This is a genomic window from Erwinia aphidicola (genome assembly GCF_024169515.1).
Classification (GTDB): Bacteria; Pseudomonadota; Gammaproteobacteria; order Enterobacterales; family Enterobacteriaceae; genus Erwinia; species Erwinia aphidicola.
Window position 1 is genome coordinate 1,786,626 of sequence record NZ_JAMKCQ010000001.1, and the last position, 15,653, is coordinate 1,802,278.

Here is a 15,653-nt window from a genome sequence, read left to right on the forward strand (position 1 = left end):
ATCTATGCCAACTTTTTTATTTTCCGAAAAAAGCGCTATGATGCGCCCTCTCGTGAGACGAGGACTGCACCACGATGGAAGTCGCGCACCATTTTGGTGCCATTGGCTGATAAATGGGCACTGTTTTGGTGCAATTTTTCGTCACAGTGCAAGCTTTGCACTGAAAATGGCTATAAAAGCAATCCGAACAGTTATCTTTATATGAAATTTGTGATCCTGTTCAGTCCTTCGATTAATCCGTGTACAATAGCGCGCTATTTCTAATGCCTGAGGCAAAGCTGTGATCGAAAATTTGCGTAACATCGCCATTATTGCCCACGTTGACCATGGTAAAACTACCCTGGTTGATAAGTTGCTACAGCAGTCCGGGACCTTTGATGCCCGCACCGAAGCGACCGAACGCGTAATGGACTCCAACGATTTGGAGAAAGAGCGTGGGATTACCATCCTCGCAAAAAACACCGCCATTAAATGGAACGACTATCGCATCAACATCGTTGATACCCCAGGACACGCCGACTTCGGCGGTGAGGTAGAGCGTGTAATGTCGATGGTTGACTCGGTGCTGCTGGTTGTGGATGCAATGGATGGCCCAATGCCGCAAACCCGCTTCGTGACCAAAAAAGCCTTCGCTAATGGTCTGAAGCCGATCGTGGTAATCAACAAAGTTGACCGCCCTGGCGCACGTCCTGACTGGGTTGTTGATCAGGTCTTTGACCTGTTCGTTAACCTGGATGCGACCGACGAGCAGCTCGACTTCCCGATTATCTATGCTTCAGCCCTGAACGGTATTGCAGGTCTGGATCACGCGGATATGGCGGAAGATATGACCCCGCTGTACGAAGCGATCGTGAAACACGTTTCTCCACCACAGGTTGAGCTGGAAGCCCCGCTGCAGATGCAAATCTCCCAGCTGGACTACAACAACTACCTGGGTGTTATCGGTATCGGCCGCATCAAACGCGGTAAAGTGCGTCCTAACCAGCAGGTTACGATCATCGATAGCGAAGGCAAAACCCGTAACGGTAAAGTCGGTAAAGTGCTGGGCCACATGGGTCTGGAGCGTATCGAATCTGCTGAAGCGGAAGCGGGCGACATCATCGCCATCACCGGTCTGGGCGAGCTGAACATCTCTGACACCATCTGCGACACGCAGAATGTGGAAGCGCTGCCAGCCCTGAGCGTTGATGAACCAACCGTAACCATGTTCTTCTGCGTTAACACCTCTCCGTTCTGCGGTAAAGAAGGTAAGTATGTGACTTCACGTCAGATCCTTGACCGTCTGAACAAGGAGCTGGTGCATAACGTGGCACTGCGTGTTGAAGAAACCCCGGACGCCGACGCCTTCCGCGTTTCAGGCCGTGGTGAACTTCACCTGTCAGTTCTGATCGAAAACATGCGTCGTGAAGGTTTCGAACTGGCGGTATCCCGTCCGAAAGTTATCTTCCGTGAATTCGAAGGCCGCAAGCAGGAGCCATTCGAAAACGTGACCCTCGACATCGAAGAACAGCACCAGGGTTCTGTGATGCAGGCGATGGGTGAGCGTAAAGGCGACATGAAAAACATGGACCCGGATGGCAAAGGCCGTGTGCGTCTTGATTATGTTATTCCAAGCCGTGGCCTGATCGGCTTCCGTAACGAATTCATGACCATGACTTCCGGTACCGGTCTGCTGTACTCCACCTTCAGCCACTACGACGACGTTCGTCCGGGCGAAGTGGGCCAGCGTCAGAACGGCGTGCTGATCTCTAACGGTCAGGGTAAAGCGGTAGCCTTCGCCCTGTTCGGTCTGCAGGACCGCGGCAAGCTGTTCCTCGGTCATGGTGCTGAAGTGTATGAAGGCCAGATCATCGGTATTCACTCACGTTCAAACGACCTGACCGTTAACTGCCTGACCGGTAAGAAGCTGACCAACATGCGTGCTTCCGGTACTGACGAAGCCACCACGCTGGTTCCGGCACAGAAGATGTCCCTTGAGCAGGCGCTTGAGTTCATCGATGATGACGAACTGGTAGAAGTGACTCCACAGTCTGTGCGTATTCGTAAACGTCACCTGACTGAAAACGACCGTAAACGCGCAACCCGCGGTCCTAAAGAAGCGTAATTCTTCTTTAGTCTTGTTATGGGCCGGAGCTCTTCCGGCCCATCGTTTTACCTGCTACTTCCCCGCAGTTTTTCAATTTCCCCTCCTGTTCAGCCTCCCGTTTTACGGCTAGAGTGAATACCTCACCGGAACAAAAGGAGATGGCCATGCTGTATATCTTTGATTTGGGTAACGTCATTGTTGATATTGATTTCAACCGGGTTCTTGGTGTCTGGAGCGATTTAAGCCGCGTGCCGCTGGCCGAACTGCGAAATCGTTTCCACATGGGCGAGAGCTTTCACCAGCACGAACGCGGTGAAATCAGCGATGAAGTCTTCGCGCAAAAAATGTCTGACGAGTTAGGCTTGTCGCTAAGTTTTGAACAGTTCGCGGTCGGCTGGCAGGAAGTGTTTGTCGGCGTGCGCCCGGAAGTGATCGCCATTATGAATAAACTGCGTGAGCAGGGCGATCGCGTGGTGATCCTGTCGAACACTAATCGCCTGCACTGTAATTTTTGGCCGTCGCAGTACCCGGAAGTGCAGCAAGCCGCTGATAAAGTCTACCTTTCCCAGGAGATGGGGCTACGCAAGCCGGACAAGAAAATTTATGAGCGCTTGCTAAATGAGGAAGAGACCTCAGCTCAGGAGGCTATCTTCTTTGATGATAATCTGGAAAACATCGAAGGAGCGCGTGCTGTCGGCATTCACAGCCTGCATATTACCGATGCCAACGTTATCCCGGCATTCTTCGCCGACCGTATTAAAACATGAGTTTACTCAATCACTATCGCCACCGCGGGCGGGCATTCTGGTCGTGGATCAAACTGCTGTGGCAGCGCATTGACGAAGATGGCATGACGATACTGGCCGGGCACCTGGCCTATGTTTCGCTGCTGTCGCTGGTGCCGTTAATTGCCGTGGTCTTTGCGCTGTTCGCCGCATTCCCGATGTTTTCGGACGTCAGCGTGCAGCTCAAGAACTTCGTGTTTAACAACTTTGTCCCGGCCGCCGGGGCGACTATCCAGAACTATCTGGAGCAGTTCGTCGCCAACGTCAGCAAAATGACGGCGGTCGGCGTGGGCGGCCTGGTGTTCACCGCGCTGCTGTTGATGTACTCCATCGACACCGCGCTCAACGTTATCTGGCGCAGCAAACGCAAACGGCCGCTGGTTTACTCCTTCGCGGTGTACTGGATGATCCTGACGCTCGGACCCCTGCTGGCCGGTGCCAGTCTGGCAATCAGCTCCTATCTGCTGTCGCTGCACTGGGCAACGGTCAGCGGCGTCAGCGGGCTGGTGGATATGGGGCTGCGCATCTTCCCTCTGCTGCTGTCGATCCTCTCCTTCTGGCTGCTGTACAGCATTGTACCGACCATTCAGGTGGCAGGGCGCGATGCGCTTATCGGCGCGGTGGTGGCCGGATTGCTCTTCGAGTTGGGGAAAAAGGGCTTTGCGCTGTATGTTACGATGTTCCCCTCGTACCAGTTAATTTACGGCGTGCTTGCCGTTATTCCCATCCTGTTCCTGTGGGTGTACTGGACGTGGTGTATCGTTCTATTAGGGGCGGAAATTACCGCCACGCTGGGTGATTACCGCCAGCTGAAACAAGAAGAACAAGAAAGAGAAAACGAGGAATCATGATTGCATTAATTCAACGGGCACTTTCTGCCAGCGTCACGGTAGCGGGCGAAACTGTTGGTGAGATTGGGCCGGGATTACTGATCCTGCTCGGGGTGGAAAAAGAAGATAGCCGGGAGAGCGCGCGCAAACTGGTCGATAAAGTGCTGGGTTACCGTATTTTTGGCGACGAAAATGACAAAATGAATCTGAACGTACAGCAGGCCGGGGGCAGCGTGCTGGTGGTGTCGCAGTTCACGCTAGCAGCAGACACCAAAAAAGGGATGCGCCCGAGCTTCTCCGGCGGGGCCGCCCCGGAGGTTGCCGAAGAGCTGTATGACTACTTCACCGCCTGCTGTCGTGAAAAAGGGATTGCCACGCAAACCGGGCGTTTTGCCGCCGACATGAAAGTGGCGCTGGTCAACGATGGTCCCGTCACCTTCTGGCTGCAGGTTTGACGCAGCTGGCCGAGCGGCAAAGGAATGGCCTGACGGGCTCAGACAGAGAGAACCATTTTATGTATCACCTCCGCGTACCTGAAACCGCAGAAGAGCTAGATACCTACTACCAGTTCCGCTGGGAGATGCTGCGTAAGCCGCTGCACCAGCCGCTGGGGTCCGAGCGTGACGCCTGGGATGCGCTGGCGCATCATCAGATGGTGGTGGATGAACACGGCGACCCGGTTGCCGTTGGCCGCCTCTATATCAATGCCGATAACGAAGCCGCAATCCGCTTCCTCGCCGTTCATCCCTCGGTGCAGGGCAAAGGGCTGGGTACGCTGGTGGCGATGACGCTGGAGTCTGTCGCGCGCCAGGAAGGGGTAAAGCGCGTGGTGTGCAGCGCGCGCGAAGATGCAGTGGAGTTCTTCTCCAAGCTGGGCTACCTCAATCAGGGGGAGATCACCGCGCCGCAAACCACGCCAGTACGGCACTTCCTGATGATCAAACCGGTAGTGACGCTGGACGACATCCTGCACCGTGCCGACTGGTGCGGGCAGCTGCAGCAGGCGTGGTACGAACATATCCCACTGAGCGAAAAGATGGGCGTGCGTATTCTGCAATATACCGGGCAGAAGTTTATTACCACCATGCCGGAAACCGGCAATCAGAACCCGCACCATACGCTGTTTGCCGGTAGCCTGTTCTCGCTGGCGACGCTGACCGGCTGGGGCTTAATCTGGCTGCTGCTGCGCGAGCGTCATCTCGGCGGCACCATTATCCTCGCCGATGCGCATATTCGCTACAGCAAGCCGATTACCGGCAAGCCGGGGGCGATTGCCGACCTTGGCTCGCTGAGCGGCGACCTTGACCGCCTGGCGCGCGGGCGTAAAGCCCGCGTGCAGCTGGAGGTGGAGCTGTTCGGCAATGATGAATCCGGTGCGGTATTTGAAGGGGTGTATATGGTGCTGCCCGCCGATCCCGACGGGCCACTGGAGGAAGGGGGCTGCGGCGTTTAACGCCCCTTTTTCTTGCGACCCGGCTGGACGAAACGCTTGCGTCCGGCCGGGGTGGCAGCCGGTTTATCGGCGGCTTTGGCGGCCGGTTTTTTTGCCGCTGCGGGCTTCGCCTTCTGCGCCGGTCTCTTCGCTTTGCTATTGTCCTCGGAAGAGGAGTTCTCAATCAGCTTAAACAGCTCGATGAGCTCGTCATCAGTCAGGTCGCGCCACTCGCCCGGCGGCACCCCTTTCAGGGAAATGTTCATAATGCGGATGCGTTCGAGCCTGGTCACCTCGTAGCCAAAGTGCTCGGCCATGCGACGGATCTGACGGTTCAGCCCCTGCACCAGCGTAATGCGGAAGACGAACGTCGACTCTTTCTTCACCTTACACTTTTTGGTTACCGTGCCCATCATCGGCACGCCCGCGCCCAGCCCGCGGATAAACTCTTCGGTGACCGGCTTGTTCACGGTGACCAGATACTCTTTTTCGTGGTCGTTGCCGGCGCGCAGGATCTTATTCACCAGATCACCGTGGTTAGTCAACAGGATCAGCCCCTGCGAATCTTTATCCAGGCGGCCAATCGGGAACACGCGCTTGCTGTGGTTAACGAAATCAACGATGTTGTCGCGCTCGCTATTTTCCGTGGTGCTGACGATGCCCACGGGCTTATTCAGCGCAATCAGCACCAGATCTTCTTCGTTACGCGGCTCGATTAGCTGACCGTTAACTTTTACCACATCGCCGGCAAATACCTGGTCGCCCACAGAGGCGCGCTTACCGTTAATAAAAACATTTCCCTGTTCGATAAAGCGATCGGCATCGCGACGCGAGCAGATCCCGCTCTCGGCGATGTATTTGTTCAGACGAATAGATGAGTTGGTCAGCATAGTTCCCCCGTAAAAAAAACGGACTATACCTTACCCGTGACACGTTGCGAAGGGCCGACCTGGCCCTTTTTACCCGTCATACTTCAAGCTGCAGGTGCGTTGGCTGCATGACTCGGCCCATCCGTGGGCCTCGCCCCTTCGGGTCCGCTGTGGACAGCGTTCAAATCTGCTCCAGGCAGATTTGTCGTTCACCCGAATCACTTACGGAAGTCAAGCTCATCGGGATTAGTGAGCCTCATCCCTGAGGCTCAGCCTCCGGCCAGCGCGAGCGCTGCTCAAATCGGTTCCCGACCGATTTGTCGCTCATTTGCCGCCTTCCTGCACCTCGAATTATTTAGGGTATACCTTACTGTGAGCCGCTCAGCTGGCCCCCGCGCAGAGTTTGCTGCACCGACTGCTCGCCGTTGCTGACCGCCAGCGTGGCGTTGACGGAGGGTTTCAGCGGCTGGCTGGCCTGCAGGCTGCCCTGCATTTTCAGCTGCATCGTGGCGTTGCCGTTCAGCGGGATCGTTGGCCAGCCCCAGTTCTGCAGCAGAGTGGCGTTAACCTGGCGGCCATTCAGCGTCAGCGACAGTGTCCGCTGCGGCTGCTGGCTCAGCGTTGCCAGCCCTTCCAGCATGCCGTCGGCACTGAAGGCGCTCATTTCTGACACATTGATAGCGTTGTCATCTGCGCTGAGGGCAATCGACGGATGGCGCAGATCGACGCGATTAAAGGTTGCGGCGGCGGCGTTGAAACTCAGATTGCCTGACCAGATGCCCCACTGATGATTGCGCGCCATCAGCAGGTTGCTGCCATTGCCATCCAGCGCCGTCATCTGGAACGGGAAGTCCGGATTGATATCGATAATCAGGTTACGGCTGGCGCTGAGTTTGGTCACCTGCACGCTCTCCAGCCACGATGGCAGCGTCTCCATCCAGCGCTCGCGCCAGTTGAGCGGCAGGGTGTATTCCAGCCCGGCCACCACCAGTTCATCCAGCGTCAGTTTCTTGTCGCTGCGCGTCCAGCTGCCCTGCGCACGCACCAGGCCATTGACCCAGCGCGAACTGAACTGCGTCAGCTGCACGCCCTGCGCGGAGAAGTCCATATTGGCGATCGGGTCGTCCAGCTGCATGCTGCCATTCACAAAGCTGCTGGCGTTCATCGACAGCGAACCGTTGTCGCTCTGCCAGTCGCCGTTGCTCAGCGTCAGGTCTTTCAATGTCAGGTCCAGGTCGGTCACCGCCCAGTCCTGCCCCTGCAGGCGGGCATCGGTCATATCAATGCGGTCAAAATGCATCGTCGGCAGCGTGCGCAGCGGTTGCAGGAACTCAGCCAGCGTTTTATCACTCTGCAGGCGAATGCTGTTCAGGCGCAGGCTGTTCACCTGCCAGCCCTGCGCATCACGCTGCGCGCTGGCGGTCACCGAGCCGAGCGCCACGTCAGCCCCGAAATTGCTTAACACCAGCTGCGGTCCGTGAATACTGCCCTGCACCAGCACATTCGCCGCAGGAATACCGTCCAGCGTCAGGGAACCGGCGCTCATCTGGAACCTGGCCTCTTTGCCCAGCACGTTGCCCGCTTCAGGCTTCCACGGGGTGACGCCTCCGTCGACGCGCTGTGCCTGCAGCGGCCAGTCGCCCTGATTGCGGTTAAGCGCCATCTGGCTAAGCTGTAAACGGTCTGCCTGTAAGGAGAGGGGGGCACTTTTATCGCTGAGGTTTAGCGTACCCTGATCGAGTCGAATGCTGGCAAAATGCAGCGGGCTGCTGAACTGCATCAGGCTGAGGCCAAGGTCAACGCGCCTGGCCACCAGCGTGGCGGGCTGGTCTTTACGGCCAAAGGCGACATCGTTAAGCAGCAGATGGCTGGGATCGGAAAAATTGTGCTCCATTTTGCTGAGCGACAGCTGGTAATCACTGCTGGCGCTGACCTGGCGGCTAATCCATCCCGCGCCCCACTGGGTTTGCAGCAGCACGTAGATAGCGACCAGGGCCAGCAGCAGAATGAGCAGCAGGGTAAGCAAAACTTTTCCGAAAAACTTCATCACAACCATCCCTATGAATATCGGGTAATGGCTTGTTATGCCTGATTTATCGTCACTTCTCAACCCACAGCGCAGCGGCCGGAGCAAATATCGCACCCGGGCCGCTGTTTTCAGAATGAGCGTAGTCGCTACTTCTCCTGCGGGAACACCAGATTCAGCACGATAGCGGTGATACCGCCGGCAGCGATCCCGGAGGAAAGCAGCGTTTTCAGCCAGTCAGGGGCAAACTGCAGGATCAGCGGCTGCTGGGAGACGCCAAGGCCGACCGCCAGCGAGAGCGCGATAATCATAATCGCCCGGCGGTTGAGCGGCTCGCGCGACACGATACGCACGCCTGAGGCGGCAATAGTGCCAAACATCACCAGCGTGGCACCGCCGAGTACCGGCTCGGGGATGTGCTGCACAAAGCCGCTGACCGCCGGGAACAGCCCGAGCACAATCAGCATCAGGGCCACGACAAAACCGACGTAGCGACTGGCCACGCCGGTTAACTGGATCACGCCGTTGTTCTGACCGAAGCAGGAGTTGGGGAAGGTGTTAAACAGCGCAGAAACGCAGGAGTTCAGTCCGTTCGCCAGCACGCCGCCTTTCAGGCGCTTCATATACAGCGGGCCGCTGACCGGCTGCTCGGAGACATCCGAGGTGGCGGTGATATCGCCAATGGTTTCCAGCGAGGTCACCATAAACACCAGCATCAGCGGGATCAGCAGATTCCAGTCGATACCCAGCCCGTAATAGAGCGGGGTGGGAATGGCGATCAGCGCACTGTTCGCCGCGGCACTATTTTCCGGCAGCATCCCCAGCGCCCAGGCCAGCAGATAGCCTACCGCCATCGCGATCACCAGCGAAGCGACGCGCAGATAGGCATTGCGCTGGCGGTTGAGCAGAATGATCACCGCCAGTACCACACCGGCCAGCAGCAGGTTTTTCGGTGCGCCAAAGGTGTGATCGTTCATTGCGGCAAAACCGCCGCCGATGGAGGTCAGGCCAACCTGGATCAGCGACAGACCGATAATCATCACCACAATGCCGGAAACCAGCGGGGTGATCACCCGGCGCGCCAGATGCAGCACGCGTGACAGCACCATCTCGGTACAGGATGCCAGCATCAGCGTGCCGAACAGTGCCGCCATCATGGTTTTCACGTCGGCCCCGCCGGTTTTCAGCGCCAGGCCACCCATAATCAGCGGGGTGACAAAGTTAAAGCTGGTACCCTGGATCGACAGCAGCCCGGAACCGACCGGCCCCCAGGTTTTAATCTGCAGCAGCGACGCCACGCCGGAGGCGAACAGCGACATGCTGATGATGTGCTGCGTATCCTGCGCGGGCAGGCCCAGCGCCTGGCAGATTAGCAGAGCGGGCGTGATCACCGCCACAAACATCGCCAGCAGATGCTGACAGGCGGCGAACAGCGTTTGCGCCAGCGGCGGACGGTCTTCAAGGCGGTAAATCAGCTCACTTTTTCCCGCCGCGACCGGAGTACGATCGGCGGCAGTATGTTGGCTTTCAACGGACATGTCAGGCTTCCCAGCGGCAATAAAGTGGCGATTTTAATCTTCTTCAGAGTAAAAGCAATCGTTTGCCACCCTATCGACGGTGAAGACAGTCATTGAGGGGGTTACGCGTTGGTATAGCGTTCGGTTTCCGGCAGCCAGCGTTCAATCAGAGCCGAAGCCTGCTCCGGATAGTGCTGGTGGATATGGCGCGCCACGCGCTGCACTTCCGGGATCATCGCCTGGTCGCGCAGCAGGTCAGCAACCTTAAACTCGGCGTTACCGGTTTGTCGCGTGCCCAGCATTTCGCCGGGGCCGCGAATTTCGAGGTCACACTGGGCAATCACAAAGCCGTCGTTGCTGTCGCGCAGCACCTGTAAACGCTTCTGCGCGGTTTTACTCAGCGGCGCCTTATACAGCAGCACGCAGTGGGAAGCGACCGCGCCACGGCCAACGCGACCGCGCAGCTGATGCAGCTGCGCCAGCCCGAGGCGTTCCGGGTTTTCGATAATCATCAGGCTGGCATTGGGTACATCCACGCCGACCTCTATCACCGTGGTGGCAATCAGCAGATGGATTTCACCCTGCTTGAACGCCTGCATTACCGCCTGTTTCTCCTGCGGCTTCATCCGGCCGTGTACCAGGCCGATAGTCAGCTCCGGCAGCGCCAGCTTCAGCTCTTCCCAGGTGGCTTCCGCCGCCTGGGCTTCCAGCAGCTCCGACTCCTCAATCAGGGTACAGACCCAGTAGGCCTGGCGGCCTTCGCTGCCGCAGGCGCTTTTCACCCGGGCAATAATCTCAGCGCGGCGCGTGTCAGGGATCGCGACGGTGGTCACCGGGGTACGTCCCGGCGGCAGTTCGTCGATGGTTGAGGTGTCGAGATCGGCATAGGCGGTCATCGCCAGGGTGCGCGGGATCGGTGTGGCAGTCATAATCAGCTGGTGCGGGTGGAAACCCTGCTCTTCGCCTTTCTCCCACAGCGCCAGACGCTGGTGGACGCCAAAGCGGTGCTGCTCATCGATGATCACCAGCGCCAGCCCGTTGAACTGCACCTGCTCCTGGAAGATGGCGTGGGTGCCAACAATCATCGACACCTGCCCGCTGGCGATCGCTTCCTGCTGGGCGATGCGCGCTTTGCCTTTCTGCTTCCCTGCCAGCCAGCCCACTTCCAGCCCGAGCGGCGCAAACCACTGGCGGAAATTACTGGCGTGCTGCTCGGCCAGCAGCTCGGTCGGCGCCATCAGCGCCACCTGCTTACCGTAAGCAATCACCTGCAGTGCCGCCAGCGCGGCGACCAGCGTTTTACCGGAGCCCACATCGCCCTGCACCAGACGCATCATTGGATAGTCGTGGGCGAGGTCAGTTTCGATCTCACGCACCACACGCTCTTGCGCATGAGTCGGTTTAAACGGCAGCGCGGCCAGCAGCTTATCGCTCAGGTCGTGGCGGGCAGCCATCGGCAGCGCATGATAACGCTGCGCGCCGGCGCGCACTGCCAGCATGCTGAGGTTGTGCGCCAGCAGCTCTTCCATAATCAGGCGGCGCTGCGCCGGGTGGCGGCCGCTGTCGAGATCGGCCAGTGCCATATCCGGCGGCGGGCGGTGCAGCGTGCGCAGCGCTTCCGGCAGGCTGATCATTCCCTGGCTCAGCTCCGGCGGCAGCAGTTCGCTAATCGCGCAGGTTTCCAGCAGGGTTAGCGCCTGATCGGTCAGGTTGCGCAGCGTCGCCTGGCGCACGCCCTCAGTCGTGGAATAGACCGGGGTCAGCGTCTCCTGCAGCTCGGTGACGCTGCTTTCACCCTGTACTTTGTACTCCGGGTGGATGATCTCCGCCCCGCGCTGACCGCGTTTAATCTCACCGTAAGCGGTGACGCGGCGGCCAGTGGCGAGGCTGTTCTTCATTCCGGCATTGAAATTGAAAAAGCGCAGGGTGAGGATGCCGCTGCCGTCGCTGATCTGGCAGGTCAGCATGCGGCGGCGGCCAAACGAAATATCGCTGTGCAGCACTTCGCCCTCTACCGTGGCATAGATGCCCGGCAGCAGGTCGTTGATGGCGTAAAGCTGGGTGCGGTCTTCATAGCGCATCGGCAGATGCAGCAGCAGATCCTGTACGGTCAGCAGGCCAAGTTTGGCCAGCTTTGCCGCCTGGCTGGCGCCCACGCCGGACAGCGTGTTGAGCGGAACGGCATCCAGCAGGCGGCCCTGCATTATTTCCGCGCCTTCGACTGCATGGTGGCCCACCATTCCGGCTCCGCCACCACTTCACCGCGATCGTTGATCTCAGGGTAGGGCAGCCCTTTATGCTTCGCCACGCGGGCCAGCACTGGGTAACCCCCTTCGAACAGCAGACGCTGCTGCTCGGCGTACTCCAGCGTGCTCTCTGCACGCAGATACATACCGGCATTCTGCCGCTGGCGCTGTGCTTCGTAGAGGATCAGGGCGGATGCGACGGAGACGTTCAGCGACTGCACCATACCGATCATCGGGATAATAATATCCTGGTCGGCAAGGTCGAGGGCTTCCTGGGTAATCCCGGTTTTTTCCTGGCCCATCAGGATGCAGGTCGGACGGGTATAGTCGATCTCGCGGAAATCGACCGCTTTAGCGGAGAGGTGCGTCGCCAGAATCTGCATCTTCCGATCCTTAAGATGGCTGACGGCATCACGGATGGTCGGATGGGTTTTCACCTGCACCCAGCTGTTGCTGCCCGCAGCGGAAGAGACCATGGTGCGCATGCGGCTTCCCGGCCATACGGCGTGAACTTCATGCACGCCAACGGCGTCGGCGGTGCGGATCACCGCAGAGACGTTATGAGGTTTATGCACCTGTTCCATACACACCGTCAGGTCGTGCTGGCGGGCGGCAAGCATTGCGCGGATACGGGCATAACGTTGGGCATTCATGCGAAAGTGGACTCCCTAAAATCAGTCATCCCGTCTGCGGTGAGAGGGGAAAGTCAAAGACGGAGGCGGGCCCCGTCTTTGACTTAATTGCGGTTGCGATGGACCTTGATGACATCCGGCATCACGCGGATTTTACGCATGATATTGGCCAGATGAACGCGATCGCGTGCCGTCAGACGGATAAAGGCGCTGTAAACACGGCCATCTTTTTCTTCAGTGTTCAGGCTCTGGATATTGGAGCCGGCGGTGTTAATGGCCGCCGTCAGGTTTGCCAGCGCGCCCTGGTGGTTAAACATATCCACCTTAATCTCGGCGACAAACTCCTGCTCGGTGGCAATATCCCACTCCACCGCCATGTATTTCTCTGGCTCTTTCTGATAGCCACGAATATTACGGCAGGATTCATGGTGCACCACCAGGCCTTTACCGGGGCTGACGTGCGCCACAATCGGGTCACCGGGGATCGGGCGGCAGCACTTGGCGAAGGTGATCAACACCCCATCGGCGCCCTTAATTGGCAGCTTGCTGCGAGCGCCGCTGATGCTACTGCTGCTGCCGGTGTTGGCGGGAACATTCTGCTCGCTCTGCTGCAGATTTTTCGCCACCACCACGCTCATGGCGTTACCGAGACCGATTTCAGCCAGCAGGTCATCCAGCGAGGTCAGCTTCATGCGCTCCAGCTCGTGCTGGACATTGGCTTCCGGGATCTCAGCCAGCTTGCGGCTGCCACCCAGGGCATGATTGAGCAGGCGTCGGCCAAGGCTGACCGAGTCATCACGCTTGAGGTTTTTCAACAGCTGGCGGATCTTGGCGCGCGCTTTCGAGCTCACGACAAAGTTCAGCCACGCAGCGTTCGGGCGCGCACCCGGTGCGGTAATAATTTCGACGGTCTGGCCGCTGGTGAGCGGCTGCGACAGCGGATAAGGCTGGCGGTCAACGCGTGCGCCCACGCAGGCATGGCCGATATCGGTATGCACGGCGTAGGCAAAGTCGACCGGCGTGGCACCGGCTGGCAGTTCAACAATGCGGCCTTCCGGAGTGAATACGTAAATCTCATCCGGGAACAGATCGGATTTTACGCTTTCGATAAATTCAAATGAGCTTCCGGCGCTCTGCTGCAGCTCCAGCAGGCTTTGCAGCCAGCGCTGCGCGCGGATCTGTGCGGTAGTGCTGCTCTCGCCCTGTTCTTTATAAGCCCAGTGCGCTGCTACCCCCATCTCTGCCATCTGATCCATATCTTCGGTGCGGATCTGCACCTCAACCGGCACGCCGTGCGGACCGATCATTGATGTATGCAGCGACTGATAGCCGTTGGCTTTTGGGATAGCAATATAATCTTTCACCCGGCCCGGGCGCGGCTTATACAAGCTGTGCATCTGGCCCAGTACGCGATAACAGGTATCGACATCACGCACGATGACGCGGAAGGCATAGATATCCATAATCGAATGGAATCGCTGCTCTTTCAGGTGCATTTTGCAGTAGATGGAATAGAGGTGTTTTTCGCGACCGCTGACGCGGCGGGTAATACCGGCTTCTTCCAGACGACCGTCAATTTCCGAGAGGATTTTCTGGATCATCTCTTTACGGTTGCCGCGTGCCGCTTTGACCACTTCCTTAATCACGCGGAAACGGTTCGGATACAGGGCTTCAAAGCCCAGCTCTTCCAGTTCGGTTTTCAGGTGGTGAATACCCAGGCGATGAGCCAGTGGGCTATAGATTTCCAGCGTTTCCAACGCGATACGCCGTTTTTTATCCGGTCGCAGCGCGCCGAGGGTACGCATGTTGTGCGTACGGTCGGCCAGCTTGATCAGAATGACGCGGATATCCTGCACCATCGCCATGATCATCTTGCGGAAGTTTTCAGCCTGGGCTTCTTTCTTGTCGCGGAATTTCAGCTTGTCGAGTTTAGAAACCCCTTCAACCAGCTCGGCGACGGTCTGGCCGAACAGCTGTTCCATATCCTTATAGGTGGCGGGGGTGTCTTCAATAACGTCGTGCAGAAGCGCGGCCATCAGTGTTTCATGGTCGAGTTTCATTTCCGCCAGGATGCAGGCCACGGCTACCGGATGGGTGATATAAGGCTCACCGCTGGAGCGTGTCTGTCCCTCGTGAGCATCACGTGCGACAAGATAAGCTTGCTTGAGGCGCTTGATTTGCTCCTCAGGCAAGTATTTTTCAATCAGCTGATTGAGGCTTTCGAACAGATACAAGGCAGGCCTTTAGTGCTGATTAACGACGACCTTCAGCGATAGCAGTCACAGCCTGTAATTCTGCGGCTTCCTGCTCTTGCTGCTCCTGGCGATCGCGCACGTCGAGGATCTGATTGGTGATCAGGCCTTCTTCGATTTCGCGCAGCGCGATAACGGTAGATTTGTCGTTCTCTTCCGGGACCAGTGGATCTTTACCACCAACCTGCATCTGACGAGCGCGGCGTGCTGCTACCAGAACCAGATCAAAACGGTTACCAATTTTTTCTACTGCGTCCTGTACGGTTACGCGTGCCATAAGTGTGATACTCCACGGGTGGTGACGAAATGACTGGGCATCATACTGAGTTACCCTCAGTCTGCCAATAGTTTGCTGATTAATGCATCATGGCGGGCTTTTTGACGGCCCATACGCAGACGCTCAGCGCGAATAATGGTTTTCAGATCGGACAATGCCAGGTCGAAATCATCATTCACGATTAAATAATCGTATTCGGCGTAGTGGCTCATCTCAGCAACAGCCTGGGCCATACGTTTAGTAATCACTTCTTCGCTGTCCTGACCACGGCCACGAAGGCGGCGGTCCAGTTCGTCTTTCGACGGCGGCAGCACGAAAATGCTGCGTGCTGCCGGCATTTTCTCACGGATCTGTTTAGCACCCTGCCAGTCGATATCGAGAAACACATCAACGCCGGTTGCCAGCACCTGTTCAATGGCTTTACGCGAAGTGCCGTAATAGTTACCGAACACTTCGGCATGTTCTAAAAACGCCTCTTCCTCAATCATGGAACGAAACTCATCGTGGTTCACAAAGTAATAATGCTCACCATGATTTTCGCCCGGCCGTACCCCACGCGTGGTGTGGGAGATCGATACCTGGGTATCGTACAGCGGTTGCGTTTTTAACAGCGCCTGAATCAGGCTGGATTTACCCGCGCCGCTTGGGGCGGAAACAATAAAAAGCGTGCCTTGAGCCATGATTATTCTTGATATGCCAAT

General features: G+C 57.6%; 13 protein-coding genes. 5 read left to right on the plus strand and 8 right to left on the minus strand.

The genetic code is table 11. The annotated features are described in order from the left end of the window. Nucleotides 1-280 precede the first annotated feature (280 nt). From typA to fabY, 5 genes are all read left to right on the plus strand, one after another. Nucleotides 281-2,104, plus strand: a complete 1,824-nt coding sequence (typA, locus tag J2Y91_RS08260) for a ribosome-dependent GTPase TypA (protein ID WP_048914200.1) — start codon at nt 281-283, stop codon at nt 2,102-2,104. 146 nt (nt 2,105-2,250) lie between these two features. Beyond that, entirely contained in the window at nt 2,251-2,853 is a 603-nt protein-coding gene (gene yihX, locus J2Y91_RS08265; protein WP_133622329.1) for a glucose-1-phosphatase, read from the plus strand. Beyond that, nucleotides 2,850-3,722 (plus strand): virulence factor BrkB family protein, encoded by an 873-nt coding sequence (locus J2Y91_RS08270; protein ID WP_048914202.1) that lies wholly within the window; start codon nt 2,850-2,852, stop codon nt 3,720-3,722. Before yihX ends, J2Y91_RS08270 begins: the two co-directional genes overlap by 4 nt. Further along, the gene (dtd, locus tag J2Y91_RS08275) at nt 3,719-4,156 is read left to right on the plus strand and encodes a D-aminoacyl-tRNA deacylase (protein ID WP_133622328.1); all 438 of its coding nucleotides are present in this window, start codon (nt 3,719-3,721) and stop codon (nt 4,154-4,156) included. The genes J2Y91_RS08270 and dtd overlap by 4 nt, the downstream gene beginning before the upstream one ends. Before the next feature lie 59 nt (nt 4,157-4,215). Continuing rightward, nucleotides 4,216-5,154, plus strand: coding sequence for a fatty acid biosynthesis protein FabY (fabY, locus tag J2Y91_RS08280; RefSeq protein WP_099754591.1), 939 nt, complete (start codon nt 4,216-4,218; stop codon nt 5,152-5,154). Here fabY and rluF read toward each other — a convergent pair. The 8 genes from rluF to gmk form a co-directional block, all read right to left on the minus strand. After that, the gene (rluF, locus tag J2Y91_RS08285) at nt 5,151-6,023 is read right to left on the minus strand and encodes a 23S rRNA pseudouridine(2604) synthase RluF (RefSeq protein ID WP_048914205.1); all 873 of its coding nucleotides are present in this window, start codon (nt 6,021-6,023) and stop codon (nt 5,151-5,153) included. The genes fabY and rluF overlap by 4 nt on opposite strands. Nucleotides 6,024-6,369: 346 nt before the next feature. Next, entirely contained in the window at nt 6,370-8,049 is a 1,680-nt protein-coding gene (locus J2Y91_RS08290; protein ID WP_133622327.1) for an AsmA family protein, read from the minus strand. A 128-nt stretch (nt 8,050-8,177) separates the two neighbouring features. Further along, nucleotides 8,178-9,566: a nucleobase:cation symporter-2 family protein gene (locus J2Y91_RS08295; protein ID WP_062818041.1), complete on the minus strand. Its 1,389-nt coding sequence runs from the start codon at nt 9,564-9,566 to the stop codon at nt 8,178-8,180. Nucleotides 9,567-9,667: 101 nt separating this feature from the next. Beyond that, entirely contained in the window at nt 9,668-11,749 is a 2,082-nt protein-coding gene (gene recG, locus J2Y91_RS08300; protein ID WP_133624975.1) for an ATP-dependent DNA helicase RecG, read from the minus strand. After that, nucleotides 11,749-12,444, minus strand: a complete 696-nt coding sequence (gene trmH / locus J2Y91_RS08305) for a tRNA (guanosine(18)-2'-O)-methyltransferase TrmH (RefSeq protein ID WP_133622326.1) — start codon at nt 12,442-12,444, stop codon at nt 11,749-11,751. Before trmH ends, recG begins: the two co-directional genes overlap by 1 nt. Before the next feature lie 83 nt (nt 12,445-12,527). Then, nucleotides 12,528-14,657, minus strand: a complete 2,130-nt coding sequence (gene spoT / locus J2Y91_RS08310; RefSeq protein WP_048914209.1) for a bifunctional GTP diphosphokinase/guanosine-3',5'-bis pyrophosphate 3'-pyrophosphohydrolase — start codon at nt 14,655-14,657, stop codon at nt 12,528-12,530. A 19-nt stretch (nt 14,658-14,676) separates the two neighbouring features. Then, nucleotides 14,677-14,952, minus strand: a complete 276-nt coding sequence (gene rpoZ / locus J2Y91_RS08315; protein WP_016191359.1) for a DNA-directed RNA polymerase subunit omega — start codon at nt 14,950-14,952, stop codon at nt 14,677-14,679. 56 nt (nt 14,953-15,008) lie between these two features. Continuing rightward, the gene (gene gmk / locus J2Y91_RS08320) at nt 15,009-15,632 is read right to left on the minus strand and encodes a guanylate kinase (protein ID WP_048914210.1); all 624 of its coding nucleotides are present in this window, start codon (nt 15,630-15,632) and stop codon (nt 15,009-15,011) included. Between the last annotated feature and the right edge of the window lie 21 nt (nt 15,633-15,653).

Excerpts from the sequence above, each read along its gene's own strand:
- rpoZ (WP_016191359.1), bottom strand. The coding sequence starts at position 14,952 with ATGGCACGCGTAACCGTACAGGACGCAGTAGAAAAAATTGGTAACCGT.
- fabY (WP_099754591.1), top strand. The coding sequence starts at position 4,216 with ATGTATCACCTCCGCGTACCTGAAACCGCAGAAGAGCTAGATACCTAC.
- J2Y91_RS08270 (WP_048914202.1), top strand. The coding sequence starts at position 2,850 with ATGAGTTTACTCAATCACTATCGCCACCGCGGGCGGGCATTCTGGTCG.
- recG (WP_133624975.1), bottom strand. The coding sequence starts at position 11,749 with ATGCAGGGCCGCCTGCTGGATGCCGTTCCGCTCAACACGCTGTCCGGC.
- J2Y91_RS08295 (WP_062818041.1), bottom strand. The coding sequence starts at position 9,566 with ATGTCCGTTGAAAGCCAACATACTGCCGCCGATCGTACTCCGGTCGCG.
- yihX (WP_133622329.1), top strand. The coding sequence starts at position 2,251 with ATGCTGTATATCTTTGATTTGGGTAACGTCATTGTTGATATTGATTTC.
- J2Y91_RS08290 (WP_133622327.1), bottom strand. The coding sequence starts at position 8,049 with ATGAAGTTTTTCGGAAAAGTTTTGCTTACCCTGCTGCTCATTCTGCTG.
- trmH (WP_133622326.1), bottom strand. The coding sequence starts at position 12,444 with ATGAATGCCCAACGTTATGCCCGTATCCGCGCAATGCTTGCCGCCCGC.
- rluF (WP_048914205.1), bottom strand. The coding sequence starts at position 6,023 with ATGCTGACCAACTCATCTATTCGTCTGAACAAATACATCGCCGAGAGC.
- dtd (WP_133622328.1), top strand. The coding sequence starts at position 3,719 with ATGATTGCATTAATTCAACGGGCACTTTCTGCCAGCGTCACGGTAGCG.
- gmk (WP_048914210.1), bottom strand. The coding sequence starts at position 15,632 with ATGGCTCAAGGCACGCTTTTTATTGTTTCCGCCCCAAGCGGCGCGGGT.